The sequence below is a fragment of the Betaproteobacteria bacterium genome (assembly GCA_016713305.1).
Taxonomy (GTDB): Bacteria; Pseudomonadota; Gammaproteobacteria; order Burkholderiales.
Genome location: JADJPK010000021.1, coordinates 36,771 through 52,186, shown reverse-complemented (window position 1 = coordinate 52,186; position 15,416 = coordinate 36,771). Strand labels below are relative to the sequence as shown.

Genomic DNA, 15,416 nt, shown 5'->3' with positions numbered 1-15,416 from the left:
GCAGCGGTCCCCGCGCGGTAGACTCCGGCCGAGGAGGAAATACCATGAAAGAGTTTCGGGACAAGGTGGCGGTCGTCACCGGCGGCGGCAGCGGATTGGGCCTCGCGATGGCGCGGCGCTTCGGCCGCGCGGGCATGAAGCTGGTGCTGGCAGACGTCCAGCCGGACGCATTGGAAAAGGCGGTGGGCGAATTCGAGGCCGCGGGCGTGCCCGTGCTGGGGGTGAAGTGCGACGTTTCGCGGCAGGACGACGTCGACCGGCTGCGGGACGAGGCGGTCGAGCGCTTCGGCGGCGCGCATGTCCTGTGCAACAACGCGGGCGTGGCTCCCGGCGGCCTCGCCTGGGAGAGCACGCTGGAAGACTGGCAGTGGTGTCTGGGCGTGAACGTGTACGGCGTCATTCACGGACTGCGCAGCTTCGTGCCGCTGATGCTGGCGCAGGACACGGAGGCGCATATCGTGAACACGGCTTCGGTCGCGGGGCTGCTGTCGCCGCCCGGCATGGGCATCTACTGTGTGTCCAAGCATTCCGTCGTCACGCTGACGGAGTGCCTGCACCACGATCTCGCAACGAAGACGTCCAAGGTGAAGGCATCGGTGCTGTGCCCCGCCTATGTGCCGACGGGCATTGCGGATTCCGAGCGCAACCGCCCCGAGGGTCTGCGCAATGCCCCGCGCGAACTCACGGCCGACGACCTCGCCCGCGAACAGGCGCTCAAGCATGCCGTGCAGTCCGGACGCATCTCCGCGGAACAGGTCGCGGACATGGTGTTCGATGCCGTCGAAGCGGAGCGCTTCTACGTGATCACCCATCCCAAGATCAAGGGCGCCATCGAGACGCGCATGCAGGACATCCTGCTGGAGCGGGCTCCCACCGACACCTTCAAGCCGCGCAAGTAGAACCGGTTGTCCGGTCGTCGCGGCGGCGGCCCCGGTGCCGCCGCCGCACTCGTGCCGGGGTGTCAGTCCTCCGGATGGAATCTCCGCCGGGGCGTCTTGCGCGAGCGCCACACGCCCAGCACGGCAAGGCCCGCGAGAACGAACGCGCCTGTCCGCATTTCCGGGATGGGCTGATTGACGACCAGATTGTCGAACTGATGCGCTTCCAGCGCGTTGCCCTGCAGCCACATGACGCGCGACAGGCCGGCGAAGCCGGTCCCGAACGTGAGCACCTGCGGCAGGAGGGCCGGACCGAAGGTGAAGTTCTGGGTGACCTCGCCGCCGCCCGCCAGTTCGCCGACGAACGTCAGGGTCCCGGCCAGCCCCTCGATCATCGGTCCCACGGTGATCGATTGCAGGGAGAACGGGGAAGCGTCCACGGACTGCATCGTGGTGGTCTGACCCTCGAAGGTGTTGAACAGCGCGGTGGAGCCGTTGAAGCCGATGCCTCCGGTGCCCCAGATGCTGAATGCGGCATCCGCGAGCACGGGATCGACGTCGCTGGAGAAACGGAAACCGTCCTCCTGGTATACGGGAATGGCCACGACATCGAGCCCTGCATGCGTCAGCGATTCGAAGTCGATGACCACGGCCGACGCCGTCCCGGCGTACAGCCACGTTGCGGCAGCGAACGCCGCGAATAGGGTGTTTGTTTTCATTGAGGTCTCCTGCGTTGGGGAAGCAGTGATGGGATCGCGCGCCGGTGCCGGGGGCCCGGTGGGCGGATGACGGGAAGACGGCGTGGAGGACGGTGCGCGGGGCGCGCACCGGAAACCGGGCGTGAAAGGGAAACCGGGGATAACCGTGGAAACGGGGCCGGACCGCGCCCCGCGCGTAGACCTGGCACCTGCCGACGAACTCGGCCGCGCCTCTCGCGATTGAATGTGCCCGGATGCCATGCGATCGGCGCACATCGATCAGGCCATCCCGAGATGAGGAGACGCGCAGCGGCGCGCTCTCCGGGGGTTCAGAGAAGGACGGGCAGCCTTCCGAACGCGGAGCCCAGCACCGTCTTCGAATCGACGCCGATCCAGCCGTCGAGCAGGGTGGCGTAGAGCTGCCGGAAATCGAACTGCATGGGCAGGTTTCCCCGGTCCACGAACGTCGCCGGGTCGAGCGAAGGCGGCGATCCGACGAATCCGCGCCGGACCCCCGTCCCGATCAGAATCATCGCCTGGGACGATCCGTGATCCGTACCATCGTTGGCATTGGGCACGACCCGGCGGCCGAACTCGCTCCAGAGCAGGATCATCACGCGGTCGGAAAGGCCGTTCATGTCGAGATCGGCCACGAAGGACTTCAGTGCCGCATCCAGTTCCGCGAGGTTCTTGTGCTGCCGCGGCAACTGGTTGTCGTGCGTGTCGTAGGACCCCTGCTCCATCGTGATCACCCGGATCGAGGGATCCGTGCGCATGAGTTGCGCCGCGAACGAGAGCCCTTTCGCAAAGTTGCCCGCCGGATAGTCGACACCCGGGCGCAGATCGCGCGCGACGTCCACGGTCTCGTAGGCCGTGATGGCCGATTTCGCGTTGCGCAGGAACGCGTCGTAGAACAGATTGGTCTGCGTAGGCGGCTGGGACAGGATGCGTTTCATCGCCTCCTGATGCGCGCCGCCGGAAGGCAGCCAGAACCAGGCCGGGTTCGGCGGCAGTTGCGGCGCGGTGTACTGCCTCGCGACCAGCGCAGGCGGCGTCCCGTAACCGATCGAGGTTCCGGCGAGCACCGGGGAGCTGGCCGCCCCCGCCGTGACCGTATCCAGAGCGCGCCCCAGCCAGCCCGTGTAGGTCGTCCGGCGCGGGTCGGCACTCCAGTAGATCTCCATCGCCTGGAAGTGCGAGTAGTCGAAGCCGGGGTATCCGACACCATGCACGATCGCCACACGGCCGCGGTCCCACAAGGACTTGATCGTGCCCAGCGCCGGATGCAGGGCGATGCGCGAGTCCAGCTTGGGCAGGTTCGCATCGTTGGGAATGGCGAGCCGTCCGCGCGTCAGGGCGTATTGCGGATCCGCATACGGAATCACCGTGTTGAGCGTATCGTTGCCGCCGGTGAGATGGATGGTGATCAGCGTCTTTCCCGTGCCCGCTGCCTGTGCATCCCGCAGGATTCCCATCCCCGGGACCAGCCCTAGCGCCCCCGCCCCGACTCCTGCCTGGAGCAGGCGCCGCCGATTCATGTTCATGGACATCGTCGATTTCCTTCAGCTGACCTGGTACTCGGGACTGACCGCGAGCAGAAACGCCACGGCACGCGCCTTGTTCGCAAGGGCCGAAGCAGCGATGGGCGCAGCGCCCAGATAGTTGGCGATGTTCGAACGGGTGTCCGCCGTCAGACGAGGAACCCCCAGACGGTTCGCGACCGTCGTGATCAGCGTGTCGGCAGAAACCGGTGCCGTGATTCCGGTCAGCAGAAGCGAAATCGAATCTTCCGTCGCCCAGTTGTTCAGGAGAGTGCTGGCGAGCTGGGTGCGCGCGATCAGCATGCTGGCACCGGTCAGACGCAGCCCCGTCGCATAGCCCGCGGGGTTGGGTGGATCGAAGGGATCCTGGCCCATCAGCGTGCAGGACGACACGATGTTGCGCATTCGGGTCGTGTCCACCGGTACCCGCAGGCGCTGTACCAGTCCGAATGCGAACTCCAGCGGAGTCTTGAAGATGAACCCGCGATTGACCGGGTTCCAGAACGACGGCAGCTTGAACAGCGTGCGCATCACGGTCTTGATGTCGCCCCCCGAACGCGTCCAGGACGCGGCGAGCATGCTGACGTCGACCAGGTTGATCCGCTCGCTCACGAACGCGCGATAGAGCTTGGTGGAGAGCCGGCGGGCCGTCTCGGGGCGCTGTGCGAGGATCCGCATGATGTCCTCGCCGCCCAGGTTGCCTGTCTGCCCGAGGAACGTCTTGGAGCCGGAATCGAAGTTCGCCGCGTTGAAGTTGACCGTCAGATTCGCGGTCTTCACTTCCCAGCCGGTGAGCGCCCGCGCGGCTTCCTTGATGTCGTCCTCGGTGTAAGGGCCAGGTCCTGTCGTGTAGAGCTCCTGGACCTCGCGGGCGAAGTTCTCGTTCGGCTGGCGCTTGGAGCTGAACGAACCGTTCAGATAAGTCAGCATCCCCCCGTCCTTGAACATTGCCGAGAGGAACTGCGGAAAGCTTCCGCTCGCATGCTGGCGCCAGGTCTTCATCTGCCGGTGGAACAGCAGATTGCCCACGCCCGTGAGCGGAGTGGTGAAATGCCCGTGCCAGAACCAGAGCAGCTTCGCCTCCAGAGGCCGGCGTGTCGTCAGCATCTGGTACAGCAGCGAAATCGTGACTCCGTCCCATTGCCCGGTCAGATCCGGCAGACCGAACGGGTTGTCGTTGTCCCATACCGGGTCGGCCGTGGCCTGATAGTCCACGAAGAATTCGATCGCGCCGTTCTGCCCCAGCGCGTACACGCGCTCCACATCATCCAGCGATCCTCCAAAACCTGCCCTGCGCAACAGATGCGCCGCGTCCTCGCGTGACCATGCCATCCCACTTCTCCCCCGACTGCTTCCGGACGCGACAACGCGGCCCGCCGGATTTCCGGATCCCATGCGGTCCTGCGACAGGCCGCCCTCGGGGAAGATCTCTTTGCAATACCGTGACCACCTCCGCGGATGATTGGCGATTCAACAGCTTGCACGGCTGAAATCCTGCCGGAGGGTCCAGACCTCAGCCGCTTCAGTCGCCGCCGGGCGACGAACGAGGCGAACGTATCGCGCCCGCTCTCAGTGGACGAGCGTTGTCATTGCCCGACACCCCTCGCGCCGGGACAACGTTCAGACGAGGAATCGAACGACAGCCGCGGCAATCGGGATGCCGCATCGTCGGTCCATGACGGACGGTGGGAAGGTTTTGGACGACAAACGCGTACAAGTGCGTACGCGCGGCGAAGAGCTGGAGACCCCGCGGACGCGCGGCGGAGTACATTCCACCGGGAATTTCTACCGCATGGGTGCGGCGGCCGGGAAAAGCCGTCCGCGTCAGGGAACCGCCTTGAGTTCCGCGCGCGATCGGGAGTCGTCCGGCACGCTGGCGGTGGTGGACAACGGAGCGCCGGCGGAGGCGCCGGCCGCACCATCGGCGCACCACTGTTCGAGACTCATGCGGCCGGTCACGGCGGGTGCGGCCTGCCAGGGGCGGTCGTGAAGGCCCAGCCGGTGCGCCTCGCGGGACAACCCCTCCGACTGAAACACGAACTCCTCGAACACCGTTTCCAGCTTGATGTTCCGCGGGTCCTGACAGAGCACCCACCCGCCTTCGCCGCCGCGCACGGCCCAGCCGCGCGTGGCCATGCGCACCAGCAGCACCTCGGTGTCCTCCCAGGTCATCCGGGCCGCACGTGACAGTTCGACCAGCGTGGAAACGCCACCGGATGCGTGCCGGTCTCGCAGATGACGAAGAATCGCGAGGGCTTCGAGATAGTTTCCCCAGGCACGCGATACCGGGCCCAGGCGCCCGTACGCAGTTGCGGCAGCGCGGCGGTGATGACGGCGCCCGTGAGCACGATGAGCCAGGACAGGAAGACCCAGGACAGGAAGACCGGGAATCCGGCGAACGCCCCGTAGATGAGCTTGTAGTTGCCGAAGGTGGCGACCACCGCCGTGAAGAGGGCCTTCATCGCCTCGAATCCGGCCCCGCCGACGAGAGCGCCGGCCATGGCATCGGACCATGACACCCGCCGGTTGGGCACCGTGCGGTAGAGGAAAAGCAGCGCGACGAAGGTGAGCATCACCGACAGGATCTTGAGGATCGTTCGCCTGGAGCCGCGCTCGTCGATCATGCCCAGCGAGGCCGAAATCAGCCAGAAGGCAAAGTACACGGCCGCCGCCACCAGCAGCGGCCCGACGGTCAGCAGCGCCCAGTACACGAGCATTCGCCGCATGATCGGAGGCGAGCGGTGCACCCGCCAGATTCGATTGAAGGCGCGGTCGATCGTGGACATCATCATGATGGCCGTGACCGCAAGCAGCGCGACGCCGATGGCGGTCAGCCGCGTGGCATTCTCGGCAAACTGCTGCGTGTAGCCGCTGATCAGCTTGCTGGCCGCGCCGGGCAGGAAATTGGAAACGATGAAGGCGTTGAGCGTGCTCGCGAGCTTGGTGGAGACCGGGAGCACCGCGAACATGGTGATCACGATGGTGACGAGCGGCACGAGCGCGAACAGCGTGGTGAAGGTCAGGCTGCCGGCCACCTGTGCGAGCGCGTCCTCGCGGAACCGGCGGACAACGAAGCGGGCGATGCTCTTGAGATCGGTGAGATGGAGGTTCATGCGCCGCCGGAGTCGAGAGGGCACTCCTATAATAGCGATGAAGGATCGAAGCGGCGTGCGTATTGCGGATTCCTGCGGCATTCCGCCCCACCTCCGCCCGGCTCGGCAGGCCAGGTGCGCCGCGAGGCCTGCGCGATCCGGCCCTGCCGGGATGCACCGGATACCTGATGAACGAAATACTCGTCCTCTACTACAGCACCACCGGAGCAGTGCAAGAGATGGCCCGATGGGTGGCCCGCGGCATCGAGCGGGTTCCTCCGGCCGCGGCCCGCGTCCGTACCGTTCCCAGAATCTCGGCCGTCTGCGAAGCCGTGGAACCGGCCATCCCCGACAGCGGTGCACCGTATGCCACGGCCCGCGATCTGGAGGAGTGCATCGGCATCGCCGTGGGCAGCCCCACCCGGTTCGGCAACATGGCGGCCCCGATGAAGTACTTCTGGGATTCCACCGGCACGCTCTGGGCGCAGGGAGCCCTGGCCGGAAAGGCGGCAGCCGTGTTCACCTCCACGACAAGCCTGCACGGGGGGCAGGAGACGACGCTGATGTCCATGACCCTGCCCCTGCTCCATCACGGCATGGTGATCGTCGGCGTGCCCTACACCGAGCCTGACCTCGCGAGCACCTCGAGCGGCGGCAGCCCCTACGGCGCCACGCATTGGGCCGGGCCGGGCAACGACAGGCCCCTGACCGAAGAAGAGCGGCGGCTCTGCGTGGCGCTGGGACAGCGGCTCGCCAGGACCGCCTTGAAGCTCGCCGCATGAGTGCCGACACGCCGCGCCGCGCGCGCCAGCTCTTTCGCAGGATCCGGGCGGGCGTCCTCAGCACGCACTCGAAACGCTTTCCCGGCTATCCGGCCGGTTCGGCGGTGCCGTTCGCCTTGGACGTGTCGGGTTCACCCATCCTGCTCATCAGCGATCTGGCGGCCCACACGCAGAACATCGCCGAAGACAGCCGGGTCAGCCTCAACGTCCATGGTGACGATGTCGTGACCGGCCCGCGGCTCACCGTGCTGGGAGACGCCTCGCGCATCGCGCCGGACGACCGCGGGGCTGCGCGCTACCGCGCGTTCTTTCCCGAGTCGGAGCAGTATGCGGGGTTCGGCGACTTCCACTTCCATCGCATCGACATCGTGGCGGTGCACTGGATCGGCGGGTTCGGCGACATCCGCTGGCTGGACGGCCACCAGTTCCTCCTGCCGGAAATGCCGCTCGACGCGCGCGAGCGCGACATCGTCGAACACATGAATGCCGACCACGCGCAGGCCCTTGCCGACTATTGCCGGCATGGCTACGGCGTGACGCCGCAAAGCGTGCAAATGGCCGGCATCGACGCCGACGGTTTCGATGTGCTGGCGGACGGAACCCTGCTGCGTTTCGAGTTTCCGGAAGTCGTGCCCGACGCCGATGCGGCCAGACGCGTGCTCGTGCAAATGGCCCAGCAAAGCCGGATCCGATGATCCGGTTCGCCTACGTTCTCACCTGTTCCTCGCTGATCGCGCTCACGCTGCTCTGCGTGGCCTGGGAGTCGTTCCTGGCGCCATTGCGTCCCGGCGGCAGCCTCCTGATGCTGAAGTCGTTGCCGCTGCTGGCGCCGCTGTTCGGCATCCTGCGGGAGCGCCTCTACAGCTACCGCTGGTCCAGCTTTCTTGCGCTGGCGTACTTCACCGAAGGCGTCGTGCGTGCCTGGTCCGACCGCGGCCTTTCGCAACGATTGGCCATCACCGAAGTCGTGCTGTCGCTGATGTTCTTCGCCGGTTGCCTGCTCTACGTACGCAGCCGGCTGCGTCGGGCGGCGCCATCCGCGTGAAGGTGGGCGCCTATCGGGGGCGCTTTGCCCCCACGCCGTCGGGGCCGCTGCATTTCGGATCGATCGTGGCCGCCACAGGCAGCTACGCCGACGCCCTCGCTCATGGCGGGGAATGGCATCTCAGGATCGACGATCTCGACCCGCCCCGGGTGGCCGCGGGCGCCGAAGCGGCGATCCTCGCCTGTCTCGAGGCGCTGGGATTCCAGTGGACCGGCCCGATCGTGCGGCAGAGCGAGCGCCGCGATGCCTACGAGCATGCGCTCGCCCGGCTCGAGGAAACCGGCGGGATCTACCCGTGCACATGTTCCCGCGCCGAGATTGCCCGTGCAGGTTTGCCGGGGATCGAGGGGCCGCGGTACCCGGGCACCTGCCGCGCCGGCCCGAGCCATCCGGACCGTGCTCCGGCCCTCCGTGTCCGGGTGCCGGAAGCGCCGATCGTCTTCGAGGACGCGTTGCAGGGGACCGTGCGGCAAGACCTCGCGATGGCCACCGGCGACTTCGTGGTCCGCCGGGCCGACGGCGTCTACGCCTACCATCTCGCGTGCGTCGTGGATGACCTCCACTCCGGATTCGACACGGTCGTGCGCGGAGCGGATCTCCTGGATTCGACCCCCCGGCAGTTGTGGCTCTACCAGTTGCTGAACGAGACGCCGCCCGCCTACCTGCACCTGCCCGTGGCGCTGGATGCGGGAGGACAGAAGCTGTCGAAGCAGACGCTCGCCGATCCCGTCGACAGCGGGAGGCCATCGAGCGTGGTCGCTTCCGCCCTGACTTTCCTGGGGCACCCGCCACCCGTCGAGCTTGCCGGGTCCGCCCCCTCGCAGCTGTGGCAATGGGCCCGGCAGCACTGGCGGCGCGAACGCATTCCCAAACGGGTTGCCTTACCTCTGCCTCCCGGCCGCGTTCGCGCGTGACCGGGTCAGTGCTCCGGACCGCTTCAGACCTTCGCCACCACGCCGTCAATTCTCTCCATGTCGAATCGAACCCTGTCCCTGGACGACAGTCTCCACCGGTACCTTCTCGATGCTTCGCTGCGAGAGACGCCGCTGCAGCGGGATCTCCGGGAGGAAACGGCCCGCCTGCCCGAAGCGGGCATGCAGATCAGTCCCGAGCAGGGCCAGTTCATGCAGCTCCTGGTTCGTACGTTGGGCGCCCGGCGCTGCCTCGAGATCGGCACCTTCACCGGCTATTCGGCGCTCGCAGTCGCGCTGGCACTGCCCGAGGACGGAGCGATCACCGCCTGCGACGTGAGCGAGACCTGGACCGCGGTGGCATGGAAATACTGGAACGCCGCCGGTGTGGGCCACAAGATCTTCCTGCGCCTGGCTCCGGCTCTGCAGACCCTGGATGCGCTGCTCGCGGCCCGGCAGCAGGACACCTACGATTTCGCGTTCATCGACGCGGACAAGGAAGGCTATCTGGACTACTACGAACGGTGCCTGCAACTGGTCCGGGCCGGCGGTCTCATCCTCGTGGACAACACGCTCTGGTACGGGAAACCGGCCGACCCCGCCGTGCAGGACGCCGATACCCAGGCGATCCGGGCCTTCAATGCCCACGTCCGCGACGATGCCCGCGTCGACCTGTCCCTGCTGCCCATGGGGGATGGGTTGACGGTGATCAGGAAGAGACCCTAGACCCTGGGCCCTGGGCCCTAGACCCTGGGCACCGGACCCGAATTCCTGGACCCTGGCCGGTGGGCAACGCGAGCGGAGCGCAGGGTCCGCACCTCTTTTTGTCGCATCGCACAAAAAACTTCGCTTCAACCCTTGACACTTGCATTTCCGTGCATATACTTCGTTTTGTGCAATGCAGCATAACTGCGTGGGCCCAGCCCAGTTGCATGGAAACATCACTCCACTTTCCGAAGGAGCAACTGTCATGTCGTTTACGACTCCCGATTTCACGGGTCCGGCCAAGGCCCAGTTCGACGCTGCTGTCCGTGCGGCTTCCATCACCTCCGACGGCGTTGCCCGTCTGCTCGACCTGAACACCAAGACCGCCCGCGCGGCCTTCGACGAGTTCACCGGCGCCTTCCAGGCCGTGGCCTCCGCCAAGGACCCCGCCGATCTGCGCACGCTGGCATCCAAGGCGTTCAAGCCCGATTTCGAGACGACCCAGGCCTATGCCCGTACCGTCTACGAGCAGGTTTCCGCCACTCAGTCCGAACTGGCCTCGCTGGTCGAGACCCAGGTCACCGAGTTCAACAAGCAGATGGTCGTGGCGCTGGACGGCCTGCTCAAGTCGGCCCCCGCCGGTTCCGAGGCCTTCGTGTCCGCCTTCAAGTCCGCCATCACCACGGCGAACCAGGCTTACGAAAGCTCGCTGCACGCATTCAAGGATGTCGGTTCGACCATCAACGCCACCGTGGCGTCGGTCCAGCCCGTGAGCACGAAGCGCAAGGCCGCCTGATCCAGGCGCCCTGGGGGCGGGTTCCGGTCGACGATCGGATTCCGCCTGAAACACAACAGCCCTTGCCGGTCACCGGCAAGGGCTGTTGTGCTTTGTACTGCCCTGAATGAGAGCCGCCGTCAGCTCTTGACGGCCGCGACCGTCGAAGTGGACGGCTGGGGGCTGACAGGCGCGTCGGCCTCCGGAACGGCAGTCGCGGGCGGGACCGCCACTTTCTGACCTGCCGCCTGCACCCGGTTTCCGCCGAGACGCTTGGCGTGATAGAGAACTTCGTCCGCCGCCTTGAGCAGCTCGTCGAACTTGAGCATGGCCGGGCCGCGCTCGGCGACACCGATGGAAACCGACAGCGGATAGCGCAGCGTGCCCAGCACCATGGGCGAGCCGCACACGGCCTGGCGCAGACGGTCCGCCAGACGCAGCGACGGCGCCAGCGGCGTGTCGGGCGATATCACCAGGAACTCCTCGCCACCCAGCCGGCAGATCACGTCCTCCGATCGGGCGGCCTTGCGCAGCGCAAGCGCCACCTGCCGCAGGACCTGGTCGCCCATTTCGTGTCCGTAGACGTCGTTGACGGCCTTGAACCGGTCGATGTCGATCATCATGGCGGTGAAGGTCCGCTGGTTGCGCGACGATGCCGCCCATTCCTGTTCCAGCCGTTCCATCGCGTAGCGCCGGTTCGGCAGGCCGGTCAGCGGGTCCGTCAGCGCAGCCTGTCGCAGGCGGCGGTTCGCGACCGCCAGTTCGGTCGCGAACCGGCGAAGACTCTGGCTATCCCGTTCGGCCTCCTGCTGCAGCCGGATCACGCGCAATCCCGCGCGCAATCGCGCCGTGAGCACACGTGAAGACACGGGCTTGGTCACGAAGTCGTCCACGCCGGCTTCGAACGCCTGGACCAGGCTGTCCTCCTCCTCGAGCGCCGTGAGGAGCAGGAAGTAGATCTGCTTGCCTTCCTCCGTGTCCCGCAGCGCGCGGCACAGGGCCAGGCCATCCATCTCCGGCATCATCCAGTCGCAGATGATCATCTGCGGCTGCTCCTTCATCGCGACCCGCAGCGCCTCGCGGGCCATCGCGGGCCACGCACACCCTGTGGCCCTGCTGCGACAGCAGGCGTGACACGAGCGTCAGCATCGCCGGATCGTCGTCCGCCACGAGAATCCGCAGCGAATCTTCCGGACGCACGCCCCCGTGCAGCGGAATCACCTGAGCGGTCGCCGGCTTGGCGCCATCCTTCGAAGCAGGGGCCGCAGCGCCCGCGGTGGCGGCAGGGGGAGCTTCGCTCGCCGCCTGGACCAGTGCCGAGAACGGGGGCACCTCGCCGGTCTTGACCTCCAGGACCCGTCCCCACTCCTTCCACTCGCTCACGACCTGATCGCTCAGCAGCCCCAGGGCATCGGCGTCCAGTCCGATCCGGGCGCCGTCGAAGATGAGATCCGGCAGCATCGCCTTGCGGCGCTGGTCGTCGGCGGCGCAGAAACTGCCGATCTTGGTGGCAAGGTTGAGCAGGTAGCACAGCGTCGACTCACGCGAGCCTTCGGGGTACTGGCCCGAAGGCGGATCCTCGTGATAGGTGACCGCATTCACGAAGATGCGCGGCAGCATCCACTCCTCCAGCAGGGCTGCCGTCATTTCGATGTGGTCGGTCTGCAGATGTTCGCGCTCCCGCTTGAGCGCGGCTTCGAGGTTCGCCGGCATGTCCGCGACAAGCTGGCCGTACCCATCCGGATAGAGGGTGGCCAGGGCAAGCGAGCCGATCTTGGCGAGCAGGCCGCACGTGAACGCCTCGTCGGGCGGGGCAGTGCGCGTCCGCAGGCACAACGCGTTCGCCGCGATGGCACTCGCCAGGGAACGCGACCAATACCCATGGTAGTCGAAGGCATTGCAGGAGCCCGTCTTGTGCTGCCCCATGATGGAGAAGCCGAGCGAGAGCTGCCGCACCGTGTTCACGCCCAGCAGCCGGATCGCGTCCACCACGGCGGCCACCGGGCGGCGCGGCCCGGCCATGGCCGAGTTCGCGAACTTGATGAGCCGCCCCGAGAGCGCGGGATCCGCCTGGACGATCCGGGCGATCTCGGCGAGCGAGACGTCTTCCTTCCGGCACAGCTCCATGATCCGCAATGCCACACCCGAAGGCGACGGGAGTTTTCCCGTGGTCTTCAGTTCGTCGAAACTCTGTTTGTCCATCTCCCGTCGTCTCTGCCTTGGCCCGTCGTAATGCAGGCGTCCACATCGTTCAGGGAGGATCCCCGTCTGAATCAGGCTTAACGGTCCGGCAGGGGAGCATCTTTAGTCGTCGGGACCGACGGGCAAACGGGCAAGACCGCATGCGGCACGGGGAATTCCGGTGGAATTGCCAGACCCGGGCGCTCGCATCGCAGGCGATCGAGCGCCGTGCGCGCCTCGGCCATCCTGCCGCTTTCCCACAACTGCCGGATGCCTTCCAGCGCGGACGCATCGGAAACCCTGCGTTCTGGACTGCCGGAAAAACCGGAGACCTGCCGCTCTCCACTGCGCAGGTTGGACAACGATCCTTGCTTCGCCAGGGCGCCGGATTCGACGGCCCCTCGAACGGTACCGGCCCCGGTGGTGCGGGTGGGCGGAGCGGCGGGAGTCTCCGTTCCTGGCGGTCGGGAGACCTCGGCCGATGCGACAGGCGCAGCCGGTGGAGGCGGCAGGGTGGGGGGAGGCGGTGCGGCCGAAGCAACCGGCGCAGGCGCCCGTTCTCGCTCCGGGCTGTCTGCCTTCGCCGCATCGGCGGCATGGTCCCTCTCCGCGGCTTCGTCTGCGCGCAAGGCTTCCTGCGCCGACGACCGGTCCGGCGCCGGCGCTGGTGCCGAAGCCGAGGACGCCGGCGGACCCTCGTATCGATCCGTTTGCCGGGCCGAACGCGCCTCCTCCACCTTTCTTTCCGGTGCCTTCGGCGAAACGGCGGCCGCAGGAGAGGATTCCCGCATCCGCACCGCGGGTTCCGCCCGTTCGGCTTGCGGCCCGGCAAGCTCCGGCGGCACAGGGACAGCCTGTGGCTGAGCCGTGACGCTGTCGACCTTTTCCGGAACGCCGTGCATCGGAGGTGGTGTGTCGCGCAGCACTCCTTCGTGCCGGCCTTCGTCGTACATCAGCAGCGACAACGACGATGCGACGACGACGACCGCCGCAGCCGCGAGCGGCATGCGCCACCGCTGCACGAAGCTGCGCCTGCGGATCGCGGGACCGGCATTCACCGCGCGACGTGAAGCGGCGAGGATCGCAGCGTCCAGCGCCTCGGGGGGACCTTCCTCCGCAACCGCCCGGCGATAGGCCGCGCCGATTCCGGAGAGGTCCGGATCGTCCATCGGTTCAGCCATCTCCACGCTCCCGCAACACGCTGCGCAGACGGTTCAATGCGTAGCGCAGCCGGCTCTTCACCGTTTCGCGTCCCACGCCCGTCAGCACCGCAATCTCCTCGAGGGTCAGTTCACCCTCCTCATGCATCAGGAAAGCCTCCCGCTGCGCCGCCGGCAGGGCCTCCACGGCGTCGACGATGCGGGTGGTGTCCTGCTTGCGCTCCAGCATCCTGTCCGGCGGATCGGAATTCCCGGCCTCCAGCGAACCGGCAAGCGCCGCGCCCTCGTCGTCTTCGAGCGAGAAGGCGATCCTGCCGTCCCGCCGCAGCACGTCGATCATCCGGTTGCGCGCGATCTGGTAAAGAAAGGTGGTGAAGCGGGCCTCGACCCGGTAGCGGTCCCGCGCCTGGATGAGATTGACCCACGCGTCCTGGAACACTTCCTCCGCACGGCCGCGATCCGCCGTCATCCGCAGACAGAAGCGATAGAGCCCGCGCTTGTGCCGCTCGTAGAGGACGGCGAATGCGCCCGCGTCGCCCTGCGCGTAGCGAAGCATCAGCGTCTCGTCGTCCGCGTCCTCCGTCATGCGGAAAGTGTAGCGTCAGTCCTTGAACGCAGGGGCAGCGACGATGGGGTCGATGGCGAAAACGAACGAGTGCACGGGCCCTCGCGCCCCGGGGTCATCGAACCGTCTTCGCGGGACAGCGCAACGCGGCCTTCTTCCATTTCGTTCAGCTTCGGGCCGGGAACGCACGTTCGCGGTACCCTCCACAGATCCTCTCCTCCTCCTGCCGCCCGCCATGACGTTTACCCGTACCGATCTCGACCGCCTCTGCACCCTGCTTGCCGACACCGCCCGCGCCGAGATCCTGCCCCGTTTCAACCGTCTCCAGGCCTCCGAGATCCGCACCAAGAGTTCCGCCGTCGATCTGGTCACGGATGCCGACGAAGCGGCCGAACGTGCGATGGCCGATCAGTTGTCGAAGTGGTACCCGTCGGCGGTGATCGTCGGCGAAGAAGCCGCGACGCGCGACCCTTCGATTCTCGACACCCTCGGCGACGCGCCGCTCGCCTTCATCCTCGACCCCGTGGACGGCACGCGGAATTTCGTTGCCGGCTTGCCAGCGTTCGCCGTGATGGCGGCCGTGACGCTGCGGGGCGAGATCGTGGCCGGCGCGATCCACGACCCGGTGGGGAGAAACACGACGTTCGCGGTGAGAGACGAAGGTGCGTGGCAGAGCTTCGAGGGTGGCGAGACGAAGCGGTTGCGCGTGGCCGAACCTGTGGAGGTGTCGCGCATGGAAGGCATCATGGGCGTGGGCTTTCTGGAAGAGCCGCTGCGCACGCAGGTCGCGCGCAACATGGCAAAACTGCGCTCGACCGCCAATCTGCGCTGCGCCGCTCACGAATACCGGCTGGCGGCCTCCGGCGACTGCCATGTGCTCATGTACAACAAGCTGATGCCCTGGGATCACGCCGCCGGCTGGCTCGTTCATCGCGAAGCCGGCGGTTTCTCCGCGCACTACGACGGCACGCCCTACCGGCCCACGCAGAGAACCGGAGGATTGCTCTACGCCCCGGACGAGGCCAGCTGGCGCGCCGTGCGGGAGGCGCTGCTCGGCTGACGGTCCCGTTCTTCCTTCGCGCC

Annotated in this window: 16 protein-coding genes; 8 read left to right on the top strand and 8 right to left on the bottom strand. The window is 66.9% G+C overall.

The window, feature by feature from the left end:
- Positions 1 to 44: 44 nt before the first annotated feature.
- Positions 45 to 899: an SDR family oxidoreductase gene (locus tag IPK20_20635; protein MBK8018870.1), complete on the top strand. Its 855-nt coding sequence runs from the start codon at positions 45 to 47 to the stop codon at positions 897 to 899.
- Positions 900 to 961: 62 nt separating this feature from the next.
- Here the strand turns inward: IPK20_20635 and IPK20_20630 are convergent, their stop codons facing one another.
- The 5 genes from IPK20_20630 to IPK20_20610 all read right to left on the bottom strand — a co-directional run bounded on the left by IPK20_20630 (position 962) and on the right by IPK20_20610 (position 6,230).
- Positions 962 to 1,597, bottom strand: a complete 636-nt coding sequence (locus IPK20_20630; GenBank protein MBK8018869.1) for a hypothetical protein — start codon at positions 1,595 to 1,597, stop codon at positions 962 to 964.
- 308 nt (positions 1,598 to 1,905) lie between these two features.
- Positions 1,906 to 3,126, bottom strand: coding sequence for a DUF1501 domain-containing protein (locus tag IPK20_20625; protein ID MBK8018868.1), 1,221 nt, complete (start codon positions 3,124 to 3,126; stop codon positions 1,906 to 1,908).
- Between the two features lie 12 nt (positions 3,127 to 3,138).
- Entirely contained in the window at positions 3,139 to 4,449 is a 1,311-nt protein-coding gene (locus tag IPK20_20620; protein ID MBK8018867.1) for a DUF1800 domain-containing protein, read from the bottom strand.
- A gap of 492 nt (positions 4,450 to 4,941) precedes the next feature.
- Positions 4,942 to 5,289, bottom strand: a complete 348-nt coding sequence (locus IPK20_20615; GenBank protein ID MBK8018866.1) for a hypothetical protein — start codon at positions 5,287 to 5,289, stop codon at positions 4,942 to 4,944.
- On the bottom strand, positions 5,286 to 6,230 hold the full coding sequence (locus IPK20_20610; GenBank protein MBK8018865.1) for a YihY family inner membrane protein: 945 nt from the start codon (positions 6,228 to 6,230) through the stop codon (positions 5,286 to 5,288). Before IPK20_20610 ends, IPK20_20615 begins: the two co-directional genes overlap by 4 nt.
- A 167-nt stretch (positions 6,231 to 6,397) precedes the next feature.
- Between IPK20_20610 and wrbA the strand changes: the two genes are divergently transcribed.
- The 6 genes from wrbA (at position 6,398) to IPK20_20580 (ending at position 10,448) form a co-directional block, all read left to right on the top strand.
- Positions 6,398 to 6,991 carry an NAD(P)H:quinone oxidoreductase gene (wrbA, locus tag IPK20_20605; GenBank protein MBK8018864.1) on the top strand — a complete coding sequence of 198 codons (594 nt, stop codon included), beginning with the start codon at positions 6,398 to 6,400 and terminating at the stop codon, positions 6,989 to 6,991.
- Positions 6,988 to 7,686, top strand: coding sequence for a DUF2470 domain-containing protein (locus IPK20_20600; GenBank protein MBK8018863.1), 699 nt, complete (start codon positions 6,988 to 6,990; stop codon positions 7,684 to 7,686). The genes wrbA and IPK20_20600 overlap by 4 nt, the downstream gene beginning before the upstream one ends.
- Entirely contained in the window at positions 7,683 to 8,036 is a 354-nt protein-coding gene (locus IPK20_20595; protein ID MBK8018862.1) for a DUF2069 domain-containing protein, read from the top strand. Before IPK20_20600 ends, IPK20_20595 begins: the two co-directional genes overlap by 4 nt.
- Positions 8,027 to 8,950 (top strand): tRNA glutamyl-Q(34) synthetase GluQRS, encoded by a 924-nt coding sequence (gluQRS, locus tag IPK20_20590; protein ID MBK8018861.1) that lies wholly within the window; start codon positions 8,027 to 8,029, stop codon positions 8,948 to 8,950. The genes IPK20_20595 and gluQRS overlap by 10 nt, the downstream gene beginning before the upstream one ends.
- Positions 8,951 to 9,007: 57 nt before the next feature.
- Positions 9,008 to 9,673, top strand: coding sequence for a class I SAM-dependent methyltransferase (locus tag IPK20_20585; protein MBK8018860.1), 666 nt, complete (start codon positions 9,008 to 9,010; stop codon positions 9,671 to 9,673).
- A gap of 244 nt (positions 9,674 to 9,917) precedes the next feature.
- Positions 9,918 to 10,448, top strand: a complete 531-nt coding sequence (locus IPK20_20580; protein ID MBK8018859.1) for a phasin family protein — start codon at positions 9,918 to 9,920, stop codon at positions 10,446 to 10,448.
- Between the two features lie 119 nt (positions 10,449 to 10,567).
- On the opposite strand, the gene IPK20_20575 is transcribed toward IPK20_20580, so the two are convergent.
- The 3 genes from IPK20_20575 to IPK20_20565 form a co-directional block, all read right to left on the bottom strand.
- The gene (locus tag IPK20_20575; protein ID MBK8018858.1) at positions 10,568 to 11,488 is read right to left on the bottom strand and encodes a diguanylate cyclase; all 921 of its coding nucleotides are present in this window, start codon (positions 11,486 to 11,488) and stop codon (positions 10,568 to 10,570) included.
- A gap of 1,218 nt (positions 11,489 to 12,706) precedes the next feature.
- Positions 12,707 to 13,789: a hypothetical protein gene (locus IPK20_20570; GenBank protein ID MBK8018857.1), complete on the bottom strand. Its 1,083-nt coding sequence runs from the start codon at positions 13,787 to 13,789 to the stop codon at positions 12,707 to 12,709.
- Positions 13,782 to 14,354, bottom strand: a complete 573-nt coding sequence (locus tag IPK20_20565) for an RNA polymerase sigma factor (GenBank protein ID MBK8018856.1) — start codon at positions 14,352 to 14,354, stop codon at positions 13,782 to 13,784. The genes IPK20_20570 and IPK20_20565 overlap by 8 nt, the downstream gene beginning before the upstream one ends.
- Before the next feature lie 214 nt (positions 14,355 to 14,568).
- Here IPK20_20565 and IPK20_20560 point away from each other — a divergent pair, with 214 nt between their 5' ends.
- Positions 14,569 to 15,393 carry an inositol monophosphatase gene (locus tag IPK20_20560; GenBank protein MBK8018855.1) on the top strand — a complete coding sequence of 275 codons (825 nt, stop codon included), beginning with the start codon at positions 14,569 to 14,571 and terminating at the stop codon, positions 15,391 to 15,393.
- Positions 15,394 to 15,416 lie beyond the last annotated feature (23 nt).

Excerpts from the sequence above, each read along its gene's own strand:
- IPK20_20635 (MBK8018870.1), top strand. The coding sequence starts at position 45 with ATGAAAGAGTTTCGGGACAAGGTGGCGGTCGTCACCGGCGGCGGCAGC.
- IPK20_20630 (MBK8018869.1), bottom strand. The coding sequence starts at position 1,597 with ATGAAAACAAACACCCTATTCGCGGCGTTCGCTGCCGCAACGTGGCTG.
- IPK20_20585 (MBK8018860.1), top strand. The coding sequence starts at position 9,008 with ATGTCGAATCGAACCCTGTCCCTGGACGACAGTCTCCACCGGTACCTT.
- IPK20_20580 (MBK8018859.1), top strand. The coding sequence starts at position 9,918 with ATGTCGTTTACGACTCCCGATTTCACGGGTCCGGCCAAGGCCCAGTTC.
- IPK20_20615 (MBK8018866.1), bottom strand. The coding sequence starts at position 5,289 with ATGACCTGGGAGGACACCGAGGTGCTGCTGGTGCGCATGGCCACGCGC.
- IPK20_20625 (MBK8018868.1), bottom strand. The coding sequence starts at position 3,126 with ATGTCCATGAACATGAATCGGCGGCGCCTGCTCCAGGCAGGAGTCGGG.
- IPK20_20565 (MBK8018856.1), bottom strand. The coding sequence starts at position 14,354 with ATGACGGAGGACGCGGACGACGAGACGCTGATGCTTCGCTACGCGCAG.
- IPK20_20610 (MBK8018865.1), bottom strand. The coding sequence starts at position 6,230 with ATGAACCTCCATCTCACCGATCTCAAGAGCATCGCCCGCTTCGTTGTC.
- IPK20_20575 (MBK8018858.1), bottom strand. The coding sequence starts at position 11,488 with ATGAAGGAGCAGCCGCAGATGATCATCTGCGACTGGATGATGCCGGAG.
- IPK20_20570 (MBK8018857.1), bottom strand. The coding sequence starts at position 13,789 with ATGGCTGAACCGATGGACGATCCGGACCTCTCCGGAATCGGCGCGGCC.
- IPK20_20595 (MBK8018862.1), top strand. The coding sequence starts at position 7,683 with ATGATCCGGTTCGCCTACGTTCTCACCTGTTCCTCGCTGATCGCGCTC.
- IPK20_20560 (MBK8018855.1), top strand. The coding sequence starts at position 14,569 with ATGACGTTTACCCGTACCGATCTCGACCGCCTCTGCACCCTGCTTGCC.
- wrbA (MBK8018864.1), top strand. The coding sequence starts at position 6,398 with ATGAACGAAATACTCGTCCTCTACTACAGCACCACCGGAGCAGTGCAA.
- IPK20_20600 (MBK8018863.1), top strand. The coding sequence starts at position 6,988 with ATGAGTGCCGACACGCCGCGCCGCGCGCGCCAGCTCTTTCGCAGGATC.
- IPK20_20620 (MBK8018867.1), bottom strand. The coding sequence starts at position 4,449 with ATGGCATGGTCACGCGAGGACGCGGCGCATCTGTTGCGCAGGGCAGGT.